Annotated in this window: 16 protein-coding genes and 1 pseudogene; 8 read left to right on the top strand and 9 right to left on the bottom strand. The window is 49.8% G+C overall.

Annotated features, from left to right (window positions below; genetic code table 11):
• Positions 1-90 precede the first annotated feature (90 nt).
• Positions 91-909 (top strand): annotated as a pseudogene (locus tag ACO6UY_RS01105) (mannose-1-phosphate guanylyltransferase/mannose-6-phosphate isomerase); the annotation flags it as partial.
• A 179-nt stretch (positions 910-1,088) separates the two neighbouring features.
• Here the strand turns inward: ACO6UY_RS01105 and ACO6UY_RS01100 are convergent.
• Positions 1,089-1,523 carry a DUF29 domain-containing protein gene (locus tag ACO6UY_RS01100; protein WP_422488822.1) on the bottom strand — a complete coding sequence of 145 codons (435 nt, stop codon included), beginning with the start codon at positions 1,521-1,523 and terminating at the stop codon, positions 1,089-1,091.
• A gap of 469 nt (positions 1,524-1,992) precedes the next feature.
• Here ACO6UY_RS01100 and ACO6UY_RS01095 point away from each other — a divergent pair, with 469 nt between their 5' ends.
• Positions 1,993-2,487 (top strand): CvpA family protein, encoded by a 495-nt coding sequence (locus ACO6UY_RS01095; protein WP_422488821.1) that lies wholly within the window; start codon positions 1,993-1,995, stop codon positions 2,485-2,487.
• On the opposite strand, the gene ACO6UY_RS01090 is transcribed toward ACO6UY_RS01095, so the two are convergent.
• Both ACO6UY_RS01090 and ACO6UY_RS01085 read right to left on the bottom strand, forming a co-directional pair.
• Positions 2,488-2,886: a type II toxin-antitoxin system VapC family toxin gene (locus tag ACO6UY_RS01090; RefSeq protein ID WP_422488819.1), complete on the bottom strand. Its 399-nt coding sequence runs from the start codon at positions 2,884-2,886 to the stop codon at positions 2,488-2,490.
• Positions 2,883-3,254 (bottom strand): type II toxin-antitoxin system Phd/YefM family antitoxin, encoded by a 372-nt coding sequence (locus tag ACO6UY_RS01085; protein WP_422488818.1) that lies wholly within the window; start codon positions 3,252-3,254, stop codon positions 2,883-2,885. The genes ACO6UY_RS01090 and ACO6UY_RS01085 overlap by 4 nt, the downstream gene beginning before the upstream one ends.
• Before the next feature lie 239 nt (positions 3,255-3,493).
• Between ACO6UY_RS01085 and purF the strand changes: the two genes are divergently transcribed.
• Positions 3,494-4,996, top strand: coding sequence for an amidophosphoribosyltransferase (gene purF, locus ACO6UY_RS01080; protein WP_422445144.1), 1,503 nt, complete (start codon positions 3,494-3,496; stop codon positions 4,994-4,996).
• A 141-nt stretch (positions 4,997-5,137) separates the two neighbouring features.
• Here the strand turns inward: purF and ACO6UY_RS01075 are convergent, their stop codons facing one another.
• From ACO6UY_RS01075 to ACO6UY_RS01060, 4 genes are all read right to left on the bottom strand, one after another.
• A complete protein-coding gene (locus ACO6UY_RS01075) occupies positions 5,138-5,593 on the bottom strand; it encodes a hypothetical protein (RefSeq protein WP_422488817.1) in 456 nt (151 codons plus the stop codon).
• An 804-nt stretch (positions 5,594-6,397) separates the two neighbouring features.
• Positions 6,398-6,616: a hypothetical protein gene (locus tag ACO6UY_RS01070; protein WP_422445140.1), complete on the bottom strand. Its 219-nt coding sequence runs from the start codon at positions 6,614-6,616 to the stop codon at positions 6,398-6,400.
• Between the two features lie 160 nt (positions 6,617-6,776).
• Positions 6,777-7,475 carry a hypothetical protein gene (locus ACO6UY_RS01065; protein ID WP_422488816.1) on the bottom strand — a complete coding sequence of 233 codons (699 nt, stop codon included), beginning with the start codon at positions 7,473-7,475 and terminating at the stop codon, positions 6,777-6,779.
• A 425-nt stretch (positions 7,476-7,900) separates the two neighbouring features.
• Positions 7,901-8,599: a hypothetical protein gene (locus tag ACO6UY_RS01060; RefSeq protein ID WP_422488815.1), complete on the bottom strand. Its 699-nt coding sequence runs from the start codon at positions 8,597-8,599 to the stop codon at positions 7,901-7,903.
• A gap of 163 nt (positions 8,600-8,762) precedes the next feature.
• Between ACO6UY_RS01060 and ACO6UY_RS01055 the strand changes: the two genes are divergently transcribed.
• On the top strand, positions 8,763-9,056 hold the full coding sequence (locus ACO6UY_RS01055) for a hypothetical protein (protein WP_422488813.1): 294 nt from the start codon (positions 8,763-8,765) through the stop codon (positions 9,054-9,056).
• Between the two features lie 19 nt (positions 9,057-9,075).
• Here ACO6UY_RS01055 and ACO6UY_RS01050 read toward each other — a convergent pair whose 3' ends face one another.
• Complete coding sequence (locus ACO6UY_RS01050) at positions 9,076-9,795, bottom strand: hypothetical protein (protein WP_422488812.1); 720 nt, start codon at positions 9,793-9,795, stop codon at positions 9,076-9,078.
• Positions 9,796-9,973: 178 nt separating this feature from the next.
• Positions 9,974-10,777 (bottom strand): 5'-3' exonuclease H3TH domain-containing protein, encoded by an 804-nt coding sequence (locus ACO6UY_RS01045; RefSeq protein WP_422445130.1) that lies wholly within the window; start codon positions 10,775-10,777, stop codon positions 9,974-9,976.
• A gap of 154 nt (positions 10,778-10,931) precedes the next feature.
• Between ACO6UY_RS01045 and ACO6UY_RS01040 the strand changes: the two genes are divergently transcribed.
• The 4 genes from ACO6UY_RS01040 to ACO6UY_RS01025 are packed head-to-tail and all read left to right on the top strand — an operon-like array spanning position 10,932 to position 16,130.
• Complete coding sequence (locus ACO6UY_RS01040; protein ID WP_422445128.1) at positions 10,932-12,140, top strand: O-succinylhomoserine sulfhydrylase; 1,209 nt, start codon at positions 10,932-10,934, stop codon at positions 12,138-12,140.
• A gap of 57 nt (positions 12,141-12,197) precedes the next feature.
• Positions 12,198-13,100 (top strand): AAA family ATPase, encoded by a 903-nt coding sequence (locus ACO6UY_RS01035; RefSeq protein WP_422460114.1) that lies wholly within the window; start codon positions 12,198-12,200, stop codon positions 13,098-13,100.
• A gap of 11 nt (positions 13,101-13,111) precedes the next feature.
• The gene (locus ACO6UY_RS01030; RefSeq protein ID WP_422460112.1) at positions 13,112-14,104 is read left to right on the top strand and encodes a DUF58 domain-containing protein; all 993 of its coding nucleotides are present in this window, start codon (positions 13,112-13,114) and stop codon (positions 14,102-14,104) included.
• Complete coding sequence (locus ACO6UY_RS01025; RefSeq protein ID WP_422445122.1) at positions 14,097-16,130, top strand: transglutaminase TgpA family protein; 2,034 nt, start codon at positions 14,097-14,099, stop codon at positions 16,128-16,130. Before ACO6UY_RS01030 ends, ACO6UY_RS01025 begins: the two co-directional genes overlap by 8 nt.

Genomic DNA, 16,130 nt, shown 5'->3' with positions numbered 1-16,130 from the left:
GGGAGCTGGGGAGAATGATGCCAACTGCTTCACTCAAGTATCGTTTGCCTGAATATCAAACACTCGTGCATTAGAAACTTGAGAGTCGAGTTTAAGGCTTCCCGTTATCTTGAAGAACTGAAGCAGTTCCGGCCAGATATCCTGGCAGCCTGTGAAAAAGCGATGATGGTTCAGAATCCTGACCTTGATTTTATCCGGCTGGATGAAGAAGAAGCCTTCAGGGCATGCCCGGATGAGTCTATAGATTATGCGGTGATGGAAAAAACGACGGATGCCGTTGTTGTTCCATTGGATGCGGGATGGTCTGATGTTGGTTCCTGGTCTTCTCTTGCCGATATTTCTGACAAGGATGATCTGGGGAACTCGGTTCAGGGGGATGTTCTGCTACAGGATACTACCAATACCTATGTACGCAGTGAGAAAAAGCTGATTGCAACGGTTGGTGTCAATGATCTTGTTGTGGTAGAAAGCGACGATGCCATTCTGGTTGCACATAAAGATCAGGTGCAGGATGTCAAGAAGGTAGTTGAGTCGCTCAAAGTCGCAGGACGACCTGAGGTGAATCTGCACCGGAAGGTCTATCGACCCTGGGGAGCTTATGACGCCATTGATATGGGTGAGCGTTTTCAGGTCAAGCGCATTATGGTCAAACCTGGTGCCAGGTTGTCGTTACAGAAGCACTATCATCGGGCTGAGCACTGGATTGTGGTGAAGGGCACAGCACTGGTGGAAATTGATGGGAAAGAGGTTTTGTTAACCGAAAATCAGTCCACTTATATTCCTATTTGAACGGTGCATCGGCTGGAGAACCCGGGGAAGTTTGACCTTGAATTGATCGAAGTTCAAAGTGGCGGGTATCTTGGTGAAGATGATATTGAGCGTTTTGAGGATACCTATGGAAGAGTTTGAGGTGATTTCATGGCATGAGTAACCCTCAGCTTAGGAATTGTTTTTTATTTCCGTTCACCCTGAGGCTTGTCGAAGGGGCGTGCCACCGAACTTCGACAAGCTCAGTCCGAACGGAGTCAGGGAATGAAAATAGGGAAGTCATTTTCAGACAACTCATTGGTCATTGTCCTTGATGGTGGTCAGGGTTTGAAATTGGCATCGACCACCTCTTCAAACCGCCATGGGCACAGGTTCGGAAATGATGAGGCTGGTATCCCGGTTTCGTCATGAGCATCTTCCACTGCATCTCCGTAGGCGAGAGGCAACATTTCAGGAATTTTTGACTTCAGGCCGACGTTAGCCCTTAACTGTCGGCGTATCTGTTTTCTCTGTTCTTTGATGGTGCTTTCCCAGCTATGGCCGGTGAGTTGTTTGTCTGGTTGGTATTGCCATTTCAGCAGGTGCATCAGCAGTACTGTCAGACGGGATTGCAGTGCCCGGTAGTCACTTCGGCCCATGCCCTCGATTTCCTCAAGAAGGTTATGAAGATCCAGTTCGGCTATCCGGCCACTGCGTATCAGTTCTGCCTGTTGCTGAGTCCAGCTGTAAAAGTCTGTCTGGTATAAATCCTTCATGGGGAGGGCTCCATTATTTCAGTCAGTGCAGAAAAGCTTTAATACCCGTGCACCCTGTTCATCCTGAGGGCCAGTCGAAGGGCGGAAACGCCGGACTCTGATAGATCGTGCCAAGCACCCTTCGACTCCGCTCAGGGTGAACGGAGATTCGACTCCGCTCAGGGTGAACGGAGATTCGACTCCGCTCAGGGTGAGCGGAGATTCGACTCCGCTCAGGGTGAACGGAGATTCGACTTCGCTCAGGGTGAGCGGAGATTCGACTTCGCTCAGGGTGAGCGGAGATTCGACTTCGCTCAGGGCGAACGGAGATTGTACACGTCAAACTCATTGAAACCATGTACTAGCTGCTGCGCTATCTTACTGTCGTTAAAGAGAGTGTTTGCTGTATTATTGATCAGCCACAGAGTTATCGTGTATTTAGACAGCTTCCAGCATAGCTTGGTTCCATTGTTTGTTAAGGAGTTAGGTATTGACTTTCACCTGGATCGACTGGCTGATCGCCGGTATTGTTATCATCTCCTCGCTTATCAGTTTAAAGCGCGGTTTTTTTAAAGAGGTTCTCTCCCTGTTGACCTGGCTGGCCGCTATTTTTGTTGCCTGGTCGTTTGGTGGTGCCCTGTCAGAGCGATTGACTGATTACATAGCCACTCCATCCGTTCGGGTAATGGCCGCCTGTGCCTTGCTGTTTGTGGCAACGCTGATGGTCGGTGCGCTGGTTAATCGTATTATTGCTGAACTGGTTCAGGCGACGGGGTTGTCGGGTACTGACCGTATTCTGGGCATGGCGTTTGGTGGTTTGCGAGGCTGTTTACTGGTGACGATTCTCGTTGGCCTGATGACGCTGGCTCCCCTGGAGCAGGATCAGGCCTGGCAGCAGTCGGTGCTTTTACCCCATTTTATGATGCTGGCTGACTGGTCCAAGCAGACGGTTGTTGATGTTATGGGGCCGTTGATGCAAAGCTGACTAACTGATGGTTTTTACATGAGAATAAGTCAGTATCTTCTCATCGGCAGTTACCAGTGGTGCGGCTAATGATCTGGATAGCGCGACAATAATCCGGTCTGCCGGGTCTTTATGGAACTGGCCAGGTAATCGGGTGGATTCAATGGCCACTTTGTTGCTTAAGGGGTCGAAATGCAGTGAATCCACCTGCTGCGCCAATCCCAGCCAGGAGTCCAGATCCATGGTCAGATTCAGTCGGCCTCTGTTGACCAGCATGGCGATCTCCCAGCTGGTGATGGTGGATACTATCAGGCAACCGTTGTTTTTCTGTTCCTGTTCAATGGCATTACGTGCGGCTGTACTGAGTTTATGACAGCCGGACAGCCACCAGATCAGGATATGGGTATCAAGGACAATCAATGGTTGGCCTCCCAGTCTTCATCGGCAACGGGGGTGGTTGGGTCATCATAGGAAAGTACCGATCCCCGCAGGGTTTCCATGGGTGTTTTTGATGCCCTTTGGCATGGCTCTGAGATTCCTGAATAAGAGCTGTCATTCACCTCGACCGACGTATCGGTAATGCTCTTATCGTAAGCAACCTTCCCCTTTAATAACCCATGCCCCCTGTTATCTGCGACTGTTGTATATGGCACCAGCCGCATGACCGGTTTTTTACGCTGGGTAATGATAATGTCGGCATTTTCTTCCAGAGCCAGGCGCACTAATTCCGAGAGCCTGGTTTTTGCTTCATGCATACCAACGGTTATCTGGTTTGAATCTTTTGTCATGGTGGGACTTTCTAGCTAATTAAACTAGATTAACCATAGTCACTTGTTCTGTATTGTGCAAAAACTTTTTAGCAGTTTGCTGGTCTTAAGGAAAGTTGTGGTTTTCGTAATCCACTGATTTAGCGTATTATCTCAGGCTCTCCGTTATCAGGGATAAACGGGTTTAAAGTGATTGAACAGGCAATTTTAATCATTAGTTCCGATAACGATATTAGCTGATCAATCCTGAGGATGAGTGCATGTGTGGAATTGTCGGTATTTCGGCAACGGTGAATGTTAACCAGCTGTTGTTCGATGCGCTGACTGTGCTGCAACACAGGGGGCAGGACGCTGCGGGGATGGTGACTCTTGATGAAGGTCGCTTTTTCCTGCGTAAAGATAACGGGCTGGTGAAGGATGTCTTTCGTACCCGTCATATGAAGCGGCTTAATGGCTGCTCCGGCCTTGGGCATGTTCGATACCCGACGGCGGGTACTTCCAGTTCAGCAGAAGCCCAGCCATTCTATGTTAACTCGCCTTATGGCATCGCTTTAGCCCATAACGGCAACCTGACCAATGCGGATGATATCAAACAGTCGTTGTTTGTCAGTGACCTCCGCCACATTAATACCCACTCCGACTCTGAAATCCTGCTGAATGTTTTTGCCCATGAATTGGCCAAAGAGGGTAAGCATAAACCGCTGGCAGAAGATATTTTCAACGCAGTAACCGGTGTTTACCAGCGCTGTGAAGGTGGCTTTGCGGTGGTGGCCCTGATTAATGGTCATGGCATGGTTGGTTTCCGGGATCCCCATGGTATTCGGCCGCTGGTATACGGTAAGCGGGAGACTGAGAACGGTGCTGAGTATATGCTGGCCTCAGAATCAGTGGCCCTTGATGCCCTGGACTTTGAGCTGGTGGGTGATGTTGCTCCGGGGGAAGCCATTTATATTGATGAGCAGCGGCAGCTCCATACTTTCCAGTGTGTACCCGGTAAGCTGACTCCCTGCATGTTTGAGTACGTGTATCTGGCCCGCCCGGATTCCAGCCTGGATGGTATTTTTATCTATCAGTCCCGTCTGCGTATGGGGCAGACGCTGGCCAATAAAATCCTCCGGGAATGGCCTGATCATGATATTGATGTGGTGATGCCCATTCCGGATACCAGCCGAAACTCTGCCCTGGAGATGGCAACCCGCCTGGGTCTGCCTTATCGGGAAGGTTTTGTTAAGAATCGTTATATTGGCCGGACCTTTATCATGCCCGGTCAGGCCATTCGCAAGAAGTCTGTACGGCAGAAGCTGAATGCCATTCATCAGGAGTTTGCCGGTAAGAATGTGCTGCTGGTGGATGACTCCATTGTCCGTGGCACCACCTGTGAGCAGATTATTGAGATGGCCAGGGATGCCGGGGCCGAAAAGGTGTATTTCTGTTCAGCGGCTCCTGCCATTCGTTATCCCAATGTATACGGCATTGATATGCCAACCCGGGAAGAACTGATTGCCCATGGTCGTACGGATCAGGAGGTTTGTGAACTGATCGGTGCCGATAAACTGATTTTTCAGGATCTGGATGATCTTAAGAAAGCGGTTTCTTCTCTCAACCAGGCCATTAACGATTTCGATTGCTCCGTGTTTGATGGTTGTTATGTAGCCGGTAATATTGATGCTCATTATCTGGAGCAGCTGGCTTCCAGCCGGAATGATGATAGTCGTCAGGCGGAGAGTGATATTATTGATCTTCATAACGAAGGGGATCTCTGACTCGTTTTGCTTAATGGAGATTTATTGGTACATGCTGGTGATCTGAAGGGATCGCATGTCAAACGTAAACCGCCACTGGCGGTTTCTCCGTTTGGCCAGCTCGCCCAATATGGGTTGTTGTTCGAGTTACAACATATCGGATTAACCCGGTCTAGAGGTTGGGGATTCGGTGGTCGAGTCTTTGGTGGGCGAGTCTTCGGTTGTCGGAGTTTTGGTGGTCGAGTCTTCGATGGTTGAGTCTTTGGTGGTCGAGTCTTTGGTTGTCGGGGTTTTGGTGGTCGAGTCTTCGGTTGTCGGAGTTTTGGTGGTCGAGTCTTTGGTTGTCGGGGTTTTGGTGGTCGAGTCTTCGGTTGTCGGGGTTTTGTTGGTCGAGTCTTCGATGGTTGAGTCTTTGGTGGTCGAGTCTTCGGTTGTCGGGGTTTTGGTGGTCGAGTCTTCGATGGTTGAGTCTTTGGTGGTCGAGTCTTTGGTTGTCGGGGTTTTGGTGATCGAGGCTCCGATGGTCGAGGATTCGGTGGCCGGGGTTTTAGTGGTCAGGGCTTCGGTGGTCGTGGTTTTGGAGATCGGTCTTTTGTTGGTTGTATGTCGACCAGACAAAGCCGTTGTAACAGGCGCTGCTGCAACTGTATAATTAGCGCTGCCCCACTTTTTGTCTTGACAAAAAGCATCCATCGAATTGTGATATACGCCGAAAGAATATTTGTCACTTGGGATTGTGAGTAAACCAGATTTATTGGTGCATTGTGATGAATTTTGATAGCACGTTATAGAACGATCAGCGGGAACTACTCCGTCTGGATTGCTTTTCCAAGTTGCGACACGCACTCGGCGTAGTGGGAGAAGTTCATTACAACATAACGGATTAACCTTATCATTTCCTGTACATGTAACGCATACTGCTGTACAGGTCGGTTCTTCGGTAGTCGGTTCTTCTGTAGACGTTAGTCTGGTAGTCGGTACTTTGGTGGTCGTGGTGTTGTAAGTTTTATTTTGGCCAGACAACGCCGTTACATCAGGAACTACTGCACCTGGAAGGGTTACATTTCGGGCAGACAACGCCGTTGCAACAGGAGCTGCTGCACCTAAAAGGGTTAAGGCATAAATACCACCTGAAGTGGCCCCAAGCAACCCAATGGCTGTAGCTGCTGCCAGAAAAGGGTGATTGGCAACCCATTTAATCGCCCTGGTTCCAAAACTTCGTTTATCCTGACTCGCACCCGATTCGGCATCGCTTTGTGGAACCTGACCGTAATTCTTAAGCTCAATAAGATTTGAATAACCTGCTCGATCCATAATAATGCTCCTGACTTTAAGACTTGGTAGATGGCGTCATGCCCTATTGTAGATCGGTGAATCAGTAAAAAGTTCACGCAGGAGCGACCTTTTGGCCGGTTAATATCGTTAATTCTTCGACTCACCCATTCGACCTGAATGCAGCAGCTGCCGGTAATCCTTATTCGTTGACAGAATCACCGTTTTGACATTGGCGGCATTGGCATTGTGGGTAATGGCACCAATCACGTCGTCTTCTTCTATGCCGTTATGACGAATCTTCATTCGTCCCATCTGGTGGAAAGCATTATTGAATTCAACCAGCTTCTGGCGAAAGACCATCGGCATCGGCTTACGCTACGCTTCAGGCTTTTTCTCTTCGGTGATGCAATGTTCTTTACAGCTTATCGACATGAGGATGTTAATGTTTGCCTCTGATTTTTCGGTTGGAAACCGAACCCGCCGGATTCGGCACACTGGCTGCTTTGGCAACCAGGGCATACGGGTATTAGCGGATTCTATAAATGGCGTTGCCCGAACCAAGGTGTTGACAATAACGATCAGTTGAATCAAGTCTATTTAAAATATTATTGTAGCTATAGAATAATGGAGAATGATTGGTACATAGTTCTGATTTACCATTGTCGCAGCTAAGAGGTGTAATCTTACCGTTACTGACAATGTAGTCTCGTCCGAGAAACCCGGTCTTCCAATATGGGGTGGGTGCGTCACAACATATCGTTTTAATCCGGTGATTTTCTGAACAAGTAGCGTTTATTGCATAATAAGTGCAATCGTGCCTCCTGCAGAGGGCGTTCAATTTTTCCTCATCATATGATCTAAAAAAGCTCGGGGCTTGAGTGGTCGAGGTTTGAGTGGTCGAGGCTTGAGTGGTCGAGGTTTGAGTGGTCGAGGCTTGAGTGGTCGAGGCATTGGTGGCCAGGGCTTTGGCGGTTACATTTCGGGAAGACAACGCTGATGCAACAGGTGCTGCTGCGCCCAACAGGGTTAAGCCATAAATGCCAGCAGACGCAACCCCAACTACCCCAATGATTGCAGTTGCTGTCAGAAAAGGGTGACGGACAATCCATTTAAACGCCCGGGTCCCACAACTTCGATCATCCTGCCTTACACCCGATTCAGTATCGTTTTGTGGAGCTTGTGCGTAATTATGAAGCTCGAAATTTGAACAACTTGCTGGATCCATAATAACACTCCTGATTTAAAAATTTGGTAGATGGCGTCATGTGCATTTGTAGATCCGTGGTTCAGTAAAAAGTTCATGTAGAAGCGGCATTTGGCCGGGTACTGTTGGTAATCCTTCATCCAGCAAGAGGCTGTCCAAGAAAAGCGCCCGTAGCGAGGACGACAGAAAACTGAGGATAAAAATTCGATTTGTCAAGTGAATGGCGGAGCTATTTGCCGAACATAAAAAGATGCTGAGTCGAGCATCGGCCACTTGCTGCAGCCAGCGGGCTTTTCGTCTTTTGACCTGCGCACAGCAACAGTGGTGGCCTCCAGCACGGCCTGTCTTTTTTCTTTTCGCTGATGCACTGCCCTTTGCAGCACATCGACATGGGGGTGTTAATGTTTGCCTCTGATTTTTCGGCTGGCAACCAAGGCATACGGGTGTTAGGGGATTCTGTAAATAGCTTTACCCCACCCTTTGGATTGACAAAAGTCCTTCATTGAATGAAAGACACTGTTACCACCACTCAATAAAAAAGATTTATTGGTACATGCTTGTGATTTTGTTCTGCAATTGACGGGTTCTCCGTTTGGCCGACTCATCCAATATGAGGAGTTGAGGGATCCTAGACAACATGCCGGGTTAACCTGGGGATTTCCTGTGCATTCAGCGCTTTTTGCATTAAAAGTGCAGATAGCCTTGCATTCGTTCAAGAATTTCTCACCTTCTGATCTAAAGGTCGGGGCTTTGGTGGTCAGGGCTTCGGTGGTCGGGGCTTTGGTGGTCAGGGCTTCGGTGGTCAGGGCTTCGGTGGTCGGGGCTTTGGTGGTTGAGATATTGGTGGTTGAGATATTGGTGGTTGAGATATTGGTGGCCAGGGTTTCGGTGGTTACATTTCGGGAAGACAACGCCGTTGCAACAGGTGCTGCTGCACCCAACAGGGTTAAGCCATAAATGCCAGCAGACGCAGCCCCAAGCAACCCTATGGTTGCAGCTGCTGCCAGAAAAGGGTGACTGACAATCCATTTAAACGCCCTGGTCCCACAATTTCGACCATCCTGCTTTACACCCGATTCAGTATCGTTTGGTGGGGCTTGTGCGTAATTATGAAACTCAATATTTGAAAAACTTGCTCGATCCATAATAACACTCTTAATTTAAAACTTTGGTAGCTGGCATCACGCATATTTGTAGATCCGTGGACCAGTAAAAAGTTCACGTAGAAGCGACATATGGCCGTTTACTGTTGGTAATCCTTCATCTAAGTAGTGAAAATCATGAAAGCCCGCAGAACCATTAGGCTCAATGGCTATAAAAAAATACCCTTACAGAGCAAAATACAAATCCAGTGTTTTATATAAAAAAGATGCTGAGTCGGGCATCGGCCACTTGCTGCAGCCAGCGGGCTTTTCGTCTTTTGACGTGAGTACAGTGATGGTGGCCTCCAGCACGGGCCTGTCTTTTTTCTTTTCACTTTTAGCGGGTTCGGGGCAGCCTCGCCAAGGGCGTGTGGAAAAATCGAAGTTGGGGATGATAATTTTTACCTATGTTTTTGGCTGGAAAACGAACTTGCCGGATTCGGCACGGTGGTTGCCCTGACAATCAGGGCGTACGGGTATCAGGGGATTCTGTAAATAGCTTTACCCCATCCTTTGGATTGGCAAAGTTCATCTACTGAATTATAGGTAAATCCACTACCATTTTTGTAAACACGCTCTGCGCCAATGGCTAATGAAGAATTATTGGTACATTGTGATGATGATGAGGCGCATTTCAAATGTGTAACGGTAGGGTAATTCCAATCGACGGTTTCTCCGTTATTCCAGCTCGCCCAATATGGGTTGAATGTGTAACAACATATCGGTCTAACCCGGCGATTTTCTGTGCATTCAGCGCTTTTTGCATAAAAAGTGCAGTTGGGAGCCTTGCAAAGGGAGTTCAAGTCTTTCTCATCTTCTGATCCAAAGATCGGGGCTCCGGTGGTCGGGGCTTCGGTGGTCGAGGCTTCGGTGGTCGAGGCTTCGGTGGTCGAGGCTTCGGTTGTCGGGGTTTTGGTGGTCGAGGTATTGGTTGCCAGGTCTTTGGCGGTTACATTTCGGGCAGACAATGCCGTTGCCACAGGCGCTGCTGCACCCAACAGCGTTAAGCCATAAATGCCAGCAGACACGGCCCCAAGCAACCCTACGGTTGCAACTGCTGTCAGAAAAGGGTGACGGACAATCCATTTAAACGCCCTGGTCCCACAACTTCGATCATCCTGCCTCACAACCGATTCAGAATTGTTTTGTGGAGCCTGTCGGTAACTCCGAAGCTCAATGCATGAACCTGCTCGATCCATAATAACACTCCTGACTTTAAACTTTGGTAGATGCGACATGCTATAGATCAGCAGACTTGTAGATCGGTAAAAAGTTCATGTAGAAGCGATATTATGACCGGTTACTGCCGGTAACCCTTCGTCTCTCAAATTTCGTTTTTCCGGGCTTCGTGACAGCGTCGGGTCCCGGTGTGGTCGCCTAACCCTGAGTTGTCTCCTGGTATCGAAGGTCTTTTAAGCTCAACCCTAACGCCACATCATGCTGTAACGTTGCCAAACGTACCGATAGCTCGGCTTGTTCTCTTTGCTCCAATACCTTTTTCAGCGCACCTTTCACCTTTTCCCCATGTGCCACTTCAGGCTCGAATATCCCATGCAAACTGCCAAACCGGCTAAGTAGCTCAGTCGCGCCTTTCTTTCCTACGCCTTCAACACCGGGAACATCGCCAACACCCGCCATACCCCAGTAGTCCAGTAACTTTTCAGGGGGCATTCCATACTCTGTGCACACAGAGGCACTGTCAAAATTCACTTTCTGGAAATGATCCCGCTGTATGACCAGGGGCGAATGCAACAGCTGCCGGTATGTCTTATCCGTTGACAGAATCACCGTGTTGACATTGACGGCAATGGCCTTGTGGGTAATGGCACCAATCACGTCGTCAGCTTCTATGCCGTTACGACGAAATGTCATTAATCCCATCTCGCGGAAAGCACTATTAAATTCAACCAGTCTCTGTCGTAAGACTATCGGCATCGGCTTGCGCTGTGCTTTATATCCTGGCAGAAGCTGGTGTCGCCAGGTAGGAGGGTCGCCATCAAAGACCATCAGAATATGGGTTGGGTTACACTCTTTGATGGCTCTTTGCACGGATGCCAGTGTTGCAGATAATGCCCCATCCACCTGTTGGTTGTCATCGGCCCGGGGCTCCCTTGAGGGAATGGCCGCATGGATGCGACGTATCAGGTTCAGAGCATCAATCAGAAGCAGTGTTGGTGCCATATTGTCGGTTGATTCCAGCGGTGAGTATTTCCGTTTGACAATGATAACGGAAATTTGCTCAAAGCAGGCTGTGGATTTGTTCTGTGTTCTGGTATGTTAACGGACTGGCAAAGGTATAAATTACAAAAAAATACGCGGTAATTCAGGAAGTTCCATGAATGATCATGATTTGACTGAGACTTTGGCATTTGCAACTCAGTCCATCCGGGCAGGTTCGTTTCGCAGTGATCAGCGTGAGCACAGTGAAGCCATTTATCTGAGTTCAAGTTTTGTTTATGACAGTGCTGCCCATGCTCAGGCAGTTTTTGCCGGGGATGAACCGGGTAACGTCTATTCCCGTTATACCAACCCTTCAGTCCAGATGCTGGAAGCGCGCATGGCGGTGCTGGAAGGCAGTGAGATTAAAGACGACATTACCGCCTGTGCCACGGCTTCTGGTATGGCCGCTATCCTTGGCACCTGTATGTCGCTGCTGAAAAGTGGTGATCATGTCGTTTGTTCCCGCAATGTATTTGGCACAACATTCACTGTCTTTGCCCGGTATTTTGCTAAGTTCGGTGTGCAAACCACATTTGTTGATCTGGTGGACTATCAACGGTGGCAAGAGGCGATGACACCACAAACCCGTCTTCTATTTCTGGAAACCCCTTCTAATCCATTGAGTGATGTGGCTGATCTTGAACGGCTGGCGGATATTGCTCACAGTCACGACGCCTTGCTTATGGTGGATAACTGCTTCTGTACTCCGGCCCTGCAACGTCCACTCTCTTTTGGTGCGGATCTGGTGGTGCATTCGGCCACAAAATACATTGATGGTCAGGGACGTTGCCTTGGAGGCATGGTGGTTGGCAGAAAACAGCTCGTGGATGAAGTCCACTTATGGCAGCGGTCTGCGGGTGCAACCATGAGTCCGTTCAATGCCTGGGTGTTTTATAAAGGGTTGGAGACGCTCTCTGTGCGTATGGACGCGCACTGTCGAAACGCTTCGGAATTGGCACTCTGGCTTAGTCAGCATCCGGCTGTGGAACGCGTTCATTATTCCGGGTTGAACTCCCATCCGGGCCATGAGCTGGCGAAAAAACAGCAGCAGGGTTTTGGTGGCGTGTTGGCCTTTGAAGTGAGCGGTGGTCGGGAGTCCGCCTGGAAAGTGATTGACAGTGTTCAGATTATGTCCCGTACTGCCAATTTGGGGGATACCCGGACCACCATCACCCATCCGGCAACAACAACACATTGTCGTTTATCCGATGAAGACAAAATAAAGTCAGGCATTACAGAAAGTCTGGTTCGTATTGCCGTTGGTCTTGAGAATATTGATGACCTGAAAGCCGATCTGGAAAAGGGACTCAGGCAGTTGTTGTAAGCCCAGTGCTGCCCGGGGATGGCGCTTTTAATAAGAACAAAGCTGGAATCATGATTTATGAACTCAACGCTGCAGAACTCTCTGGACGCGCTGTCTGGTGTTATTCGGGGTAAAGACCGGGAACTTCGGTTGGCATTGTGCTGTATGTTAGCCCGGGGCCATCTGTTAATCGAAGATCTGCCTGGTATGGGGAAAACAGCACTGGCACTGTCACTCGCCCGATTGCTGGGGTTGGAATATCAACGAATCCAGTTTACCAGTGACCTGTTGCCGGCCGATATTCTGGGCGTTTCCATTTTTGATCGGGCATCATCTGAATTCCAGTTCAAGCCGGGTCCTGTGTTTTCCCAGCTGCTGCTGGCGGATGAAATTAACCGCGCTTCACCGCGAACCCAGAGTGCACTTCTGGAAGCCATGGAAGAACGACAGGTGACCATAGAAGGGCAGGGCAGATCGCTGCCTGAGCCGTTTGTGGTGATTGCCACCCAGAATCCGTTGACACAACAGGGAACATTTCCACTGCCAGAATCGCAGATGGACCGCTTTTTGATGTGTATTCCCATGGGATACCCGGATACCGACTCAGAAAAAGCCATTCTCCGGGGTGAGGCCGGGCGATTTCTGGTCAGCCAGCTGGGGCAGTCAGTGACACCAGAGGCGTTTCTGTTGATGCAGCAGGAAGTCGATAACGTCCACGCCAGTGATCTCTTGCTGGATTATGTGCTGCGATTACTGAAGGCCACCCGTGAAGAGGGTTATTTTGCCGTTGGTTTATCCCCAAGGGCGGGTTTGGCATTGTTACAGGCAGCCAGGGCCTGGGCCTATATAGACGGCAGGGACTACCTGATTCCGGAAGATATTCAGGCCGTGTTTGTCCCGGTTGCCACGCACCGGCTGACCATGCAGAAACAGGGTATATCGCCCGGTGAACTCCTTGCCCGTATTAATGCCATGGCTTGAGTGGTTCATCAATGAAAGACTCACTTGTTACTGCATCCCGGCGTCGGCTGAACCAGCGTTTTCAGCAGTGGGCTGATCAGCGCACACCCAGAGCAACTCGAATTCAGCTTAACCAGCGTCGTATTTATATTGTACCGACAGGCTCGGGATTTTTCTGGCTTTCCCTGGTGCTGGTGATTTTTCTGGTGGCGGTTAATTACCGTAATTCACTGGCTTATGGTCTCTGCTTCTTTATGCTGAGCCTGTTTTTATTAGCCATTATTCATACGTGGCGTAATCTGGCCGGCATTACCCTGGTGGCCAAGAGGGCAGAAGCCGGATTTGCCGGTGAGCGGATACCGGTTTCGATAGAATGTCTCAGTGAACGGCGGCCGCGTTATTCTATTGCTATTGGCTGGCCCGATACCGAATCCGTTGTCGTGAGTTTTGACAGCGATCGTGAGCAGGGCTTGCTTGCTCAGGCTGGATTGCGGGGATGGTTCCGGCCCGGGCGACTGCGTATAGAAAGTATTTACCCTTTGGAATTATGTCGGGCATGGAGCTGGGTTCGTCTGGATTTTCACTCGCTGGTTTATCCGGCTCCGGATGATCGATACCCGTTACCGGAGAATGAGACCACAGACGATGGTGAGCGGTCATTGACGACATCAGGTTCTGAAGAGTTTGCCGGATTCAGAACTTATCAGCAGACAGATACCCCTTCCCATGTCTTCTGGAAAGGCTATGCCCGAACAGAAGAGCTGTTGACCAAGCAGTTTGATCAGCCATCAGGCCGTGAACTCTGGTTTTCCCTGGATCAGGTGCCGGAAGGAGATCTTGAGCAAAAGCTTTCGGTTCTGACCGCCTGGTGTTTGCAGTGTGATAAGCAACAATATGCCTATGGTCTGGCACTGGCAGGGCAGCAACTGGCACCATCAACCGGTGAGGTACATTTAAAGCAGTGCCTGGAGATGCTGGCGTTGTATGAGCTGGATCAGGGTATGGCTGGAGGAATAAATGGATAGCCCGGCTGTTTCCCGTTATGCCACGCTCTGGCTTCTGGTGGCACAGGTTATGGTGGCATTGCCGGTGCTTGAGGTCCTGCCCATTGCGGTGCTTCCTCTACTGGTGCTTACCCTGATGTGGCGTGCACTGATCTGGTTTGGCAGGGGCTCCTGGCCATCAGATCTGTTAAGACGTCTTTTGGTTGCCCTTTCCCTGGTCATCATCATTACGTCCTCGGGTTGGCAGTTTTCACTGGAATTGGCTGTGACCTTCCTGGTGACGGGTTACGCGTTGAAAATGCTGGAGATGAAGATCCGCAGAGATGCGTTGGTGATCGCCTATATCGGCTTTTTTGTGGTGGGGGCCGGGGTGATTTATTCCCAGTCCCTGATGCAGGCGCTATACCAGTTATTGTGCCTGGGTGTGTTAGTCGCAGCGATTCATGCGATGTATTTGCCAACATCCAGTGCTTCCGCCAGTTTCTCCATAAAAGGCAGTCTTCGTTTTTCCGGCCTTATTCTGCTGCAAGCCCTGCCTTTAACGTTGGCTCTGTTTATTTTTGTTCCCCGTCTTGGTCCATTATGGGCAGTGCCCTGGCCTGAAGGAGAAGCTAAAACCGGGCTGTCTGACGCGATGCAGCCAGGTGATGTGGCAAGACTCAGCCAGTCTTATGAGTTGGCTTTTCGGGCTCAGTTTACGGGTTCTGTACCACCGGCCGGGGAACGTTATTGGAGAACGCTGGTTCTTGATCAGTACGATGGTGAGCGGTGGTGGCAAAGTGACCTGATACGTTTATTAAATCAGTTCCCGGGAGAAATCGATGATGAGCGAGACTGGCGGGGTAGATTGCCAGTGAATGATGGCTGGTGGCAGGTTCAGCCAGGGCAGTATAACTATGAGGTGTTATTGGAGCCCAATGGTCGACAGTGGCTTCCCGTTCTCGGGATGGCTGCAGTAGCGGTTCCGGAAACAACAGTTTTGAGAACCTTACGACTGGAAGCAGATAAGCCTGTTTTTGAACGACGCTTGTATCAGCCTGCGCAACAGAGCGTGGTTGCGAAGACGATGACTATGCCTTCCTGGTTACTGGCTCTTAATAAGTCTTTGCCTGACAATGGTAACGCCCAGAGTCGTATGTTGGCGCAACAGTTGTTTGCCCAGTCTGGCCGGGATCCGGTTACCATGGGACGACGGGTAATGGACTATTTCAATCAGGAGCCTTTTTACTACACACTGTCGCCACCGTTGATGGAGCAGAATGAGGTCGATCAATTCCTGTTTGTCCATCGCAGAGGGTTTTGCGAGCACTATGCCAGCAGCTTTGTGTTTATGATGCGCTCGGTGGGGATACCAGCACGCATCGTGACCGGTTATCTCGGAGGGGAGTACTTACCCGAAGAAAAGGTGGTCAGAGTACTTCAGCGAGATGCCCACGCCTGGGCGGAGATTTGGGTTGAAGGGCAGGGGTGGATTCGATTTGACCCCACCGCAGCGGTAGCACCGGAACGTATTGAGCTTGGCATTGATGACATGATTGATCAGGGTGGATTGTTGCAGGGGCAGATTCCTCTGGCTTATCGTTTGGGTCAAACCGGCTTTTTCAAGTCGGTTCGACAGGGTTGGGAGCGACTTGAGTACCGCTGGCAGAAGTCTGTGGTGCAGTACCAGCAGGAAAAGCAGCAGTCTTTTATGAAGGAGTTGTTTGGTACTTCGTCTTTTTACTGGCAGCAGGTCGGTGTGCTCGGTGCATTATTAGCGCTGTTTCTGCTGCTTTTTGGGGTCTTTGCTCTCTTTCAAAGGCCTGCGCTCAATCCTTATCAAAAGCTCTGGTTACGACTGGAACGCAAGCTGGTTGCCAGGGGTTTTGAACGCCAGACAGGGGAAGGGCCTAAAGATTTCGCATTGCGAGTAAACGCTGAAAATGACGCGTTGGGTGCGCAACTATTATCGATTGTGGATCTCTATATTCAGTCGGCCTACTCGGGACGGGTGAAATTGGATAAACCGTTGCTTGATCAGTTGAGCAAGATGATCAAGCAACTGTAA

Source organism: Endozoicomonas sp. ALE010 (assembly GCF_049310165.1).
Lineage (GTDB): Bacteria > Pseudomonadota > Gammaproteobacteria > Pseudomonadales > Endozoicomonadaceae > Endozoicomonas.
Note: the sequence above shows the minus strand (reverse complement) of the source record. Positions and strands in the feature narration are given on the sequence as shown.

Bases quoted from the DNA above. Each gene is read 5' to 3' on its own strand.
- ACO6UY_RS01100 (WP_422488822.1), bottom strand. From the start codon at position 1,523: ATGAAGGATTTATACCAGACAGACTTTTACAGCTGGACTCAGCAACAG.
- ACO6UY_RS01085 (WP_422488818.1), bottom strand. From the start codon at position 3,254: ATGACAAAAGATTCAAACCAGATAACCGTTGGTATGCATGAAGCAAAA.
- purF (WP_422445144.1), top strand. From the start codon at position 3,494: ATGTGTGGAATTGTCGGTATTTCGGCAACGGTGAATGTTAACCAGCTG.
- ACO6UY_RS01070 (WP_422445140.1), bottom strand. From the start codon at position 6,616: ATGCCGATGGTCTTTCGCCAGAAGCTGGTTGAATTCAATAATGCTTTC.
- ACO6UY_RS01065 (WP_422488816.1), bottom strand. From the start codon at position 7,475: ATGGATCCAGCAAGTTGTTCAAATTTCGAGCTTCATAATTACGCACAA.
- ACO6UY_RS01060 (WP_422488815.1), bottom strand. From the start codon at position 8,599: ATGGATCGAGCAAGTTTTTCAAATATTGAGTTTCATAATTACGCACAA.
- ACO6UY_RS01055 (WP_422488813.1), top strand. From the start codon at position 8,763: ATGGCTATAAAAAAATACCCTTACAGAGCAAAATACAAATCCAGTGTT.
- ACO6UY_RS01050 (WP_422488812.1), bottom strand. From the start codon at position 9,795: ATGGATCGAGCAGGTTCATGCATTGAGCTTCGGAGTTACCGACAGGCT.
- ACO6UY_RS01045 (WP_422445130.1), bottom strand. From the start codon at position 10,777: ATGGCACCAACACTGCTTCTGATTGATGCTCTGAACCTGATACGTCGC.
- ACO6UY_RS01040 (WP_422445128.1), top strand. From the start codon at position 10,932: ATGAATGATCATGATTTGACTGAGACTTTGGCATTTGCAACTCAGTCC.
- ACO6UY_RS01035 (WP_422460114.1), top strand. From the start codon at position 12,198: ATGAACTCAACGCTGCAGAACTCTCTGGACGCGCTGTCTGGTGTTATT.
- ACO6UY_RS01030 (WP_422460112.1), top strand. From the start codon at position 13,112: ATGAAAGACTCACTTGTTACTGCATCCCGGCGTCGGCTGAACCAGCGT.
- ACO6UY_RS01025 (WP_422445122.1), top strand. From the start codon at position 14,097: ATGGATAGCCCGGCTGTTTCCCGTTATGCCACGCTCTGGCTTCTGGTG.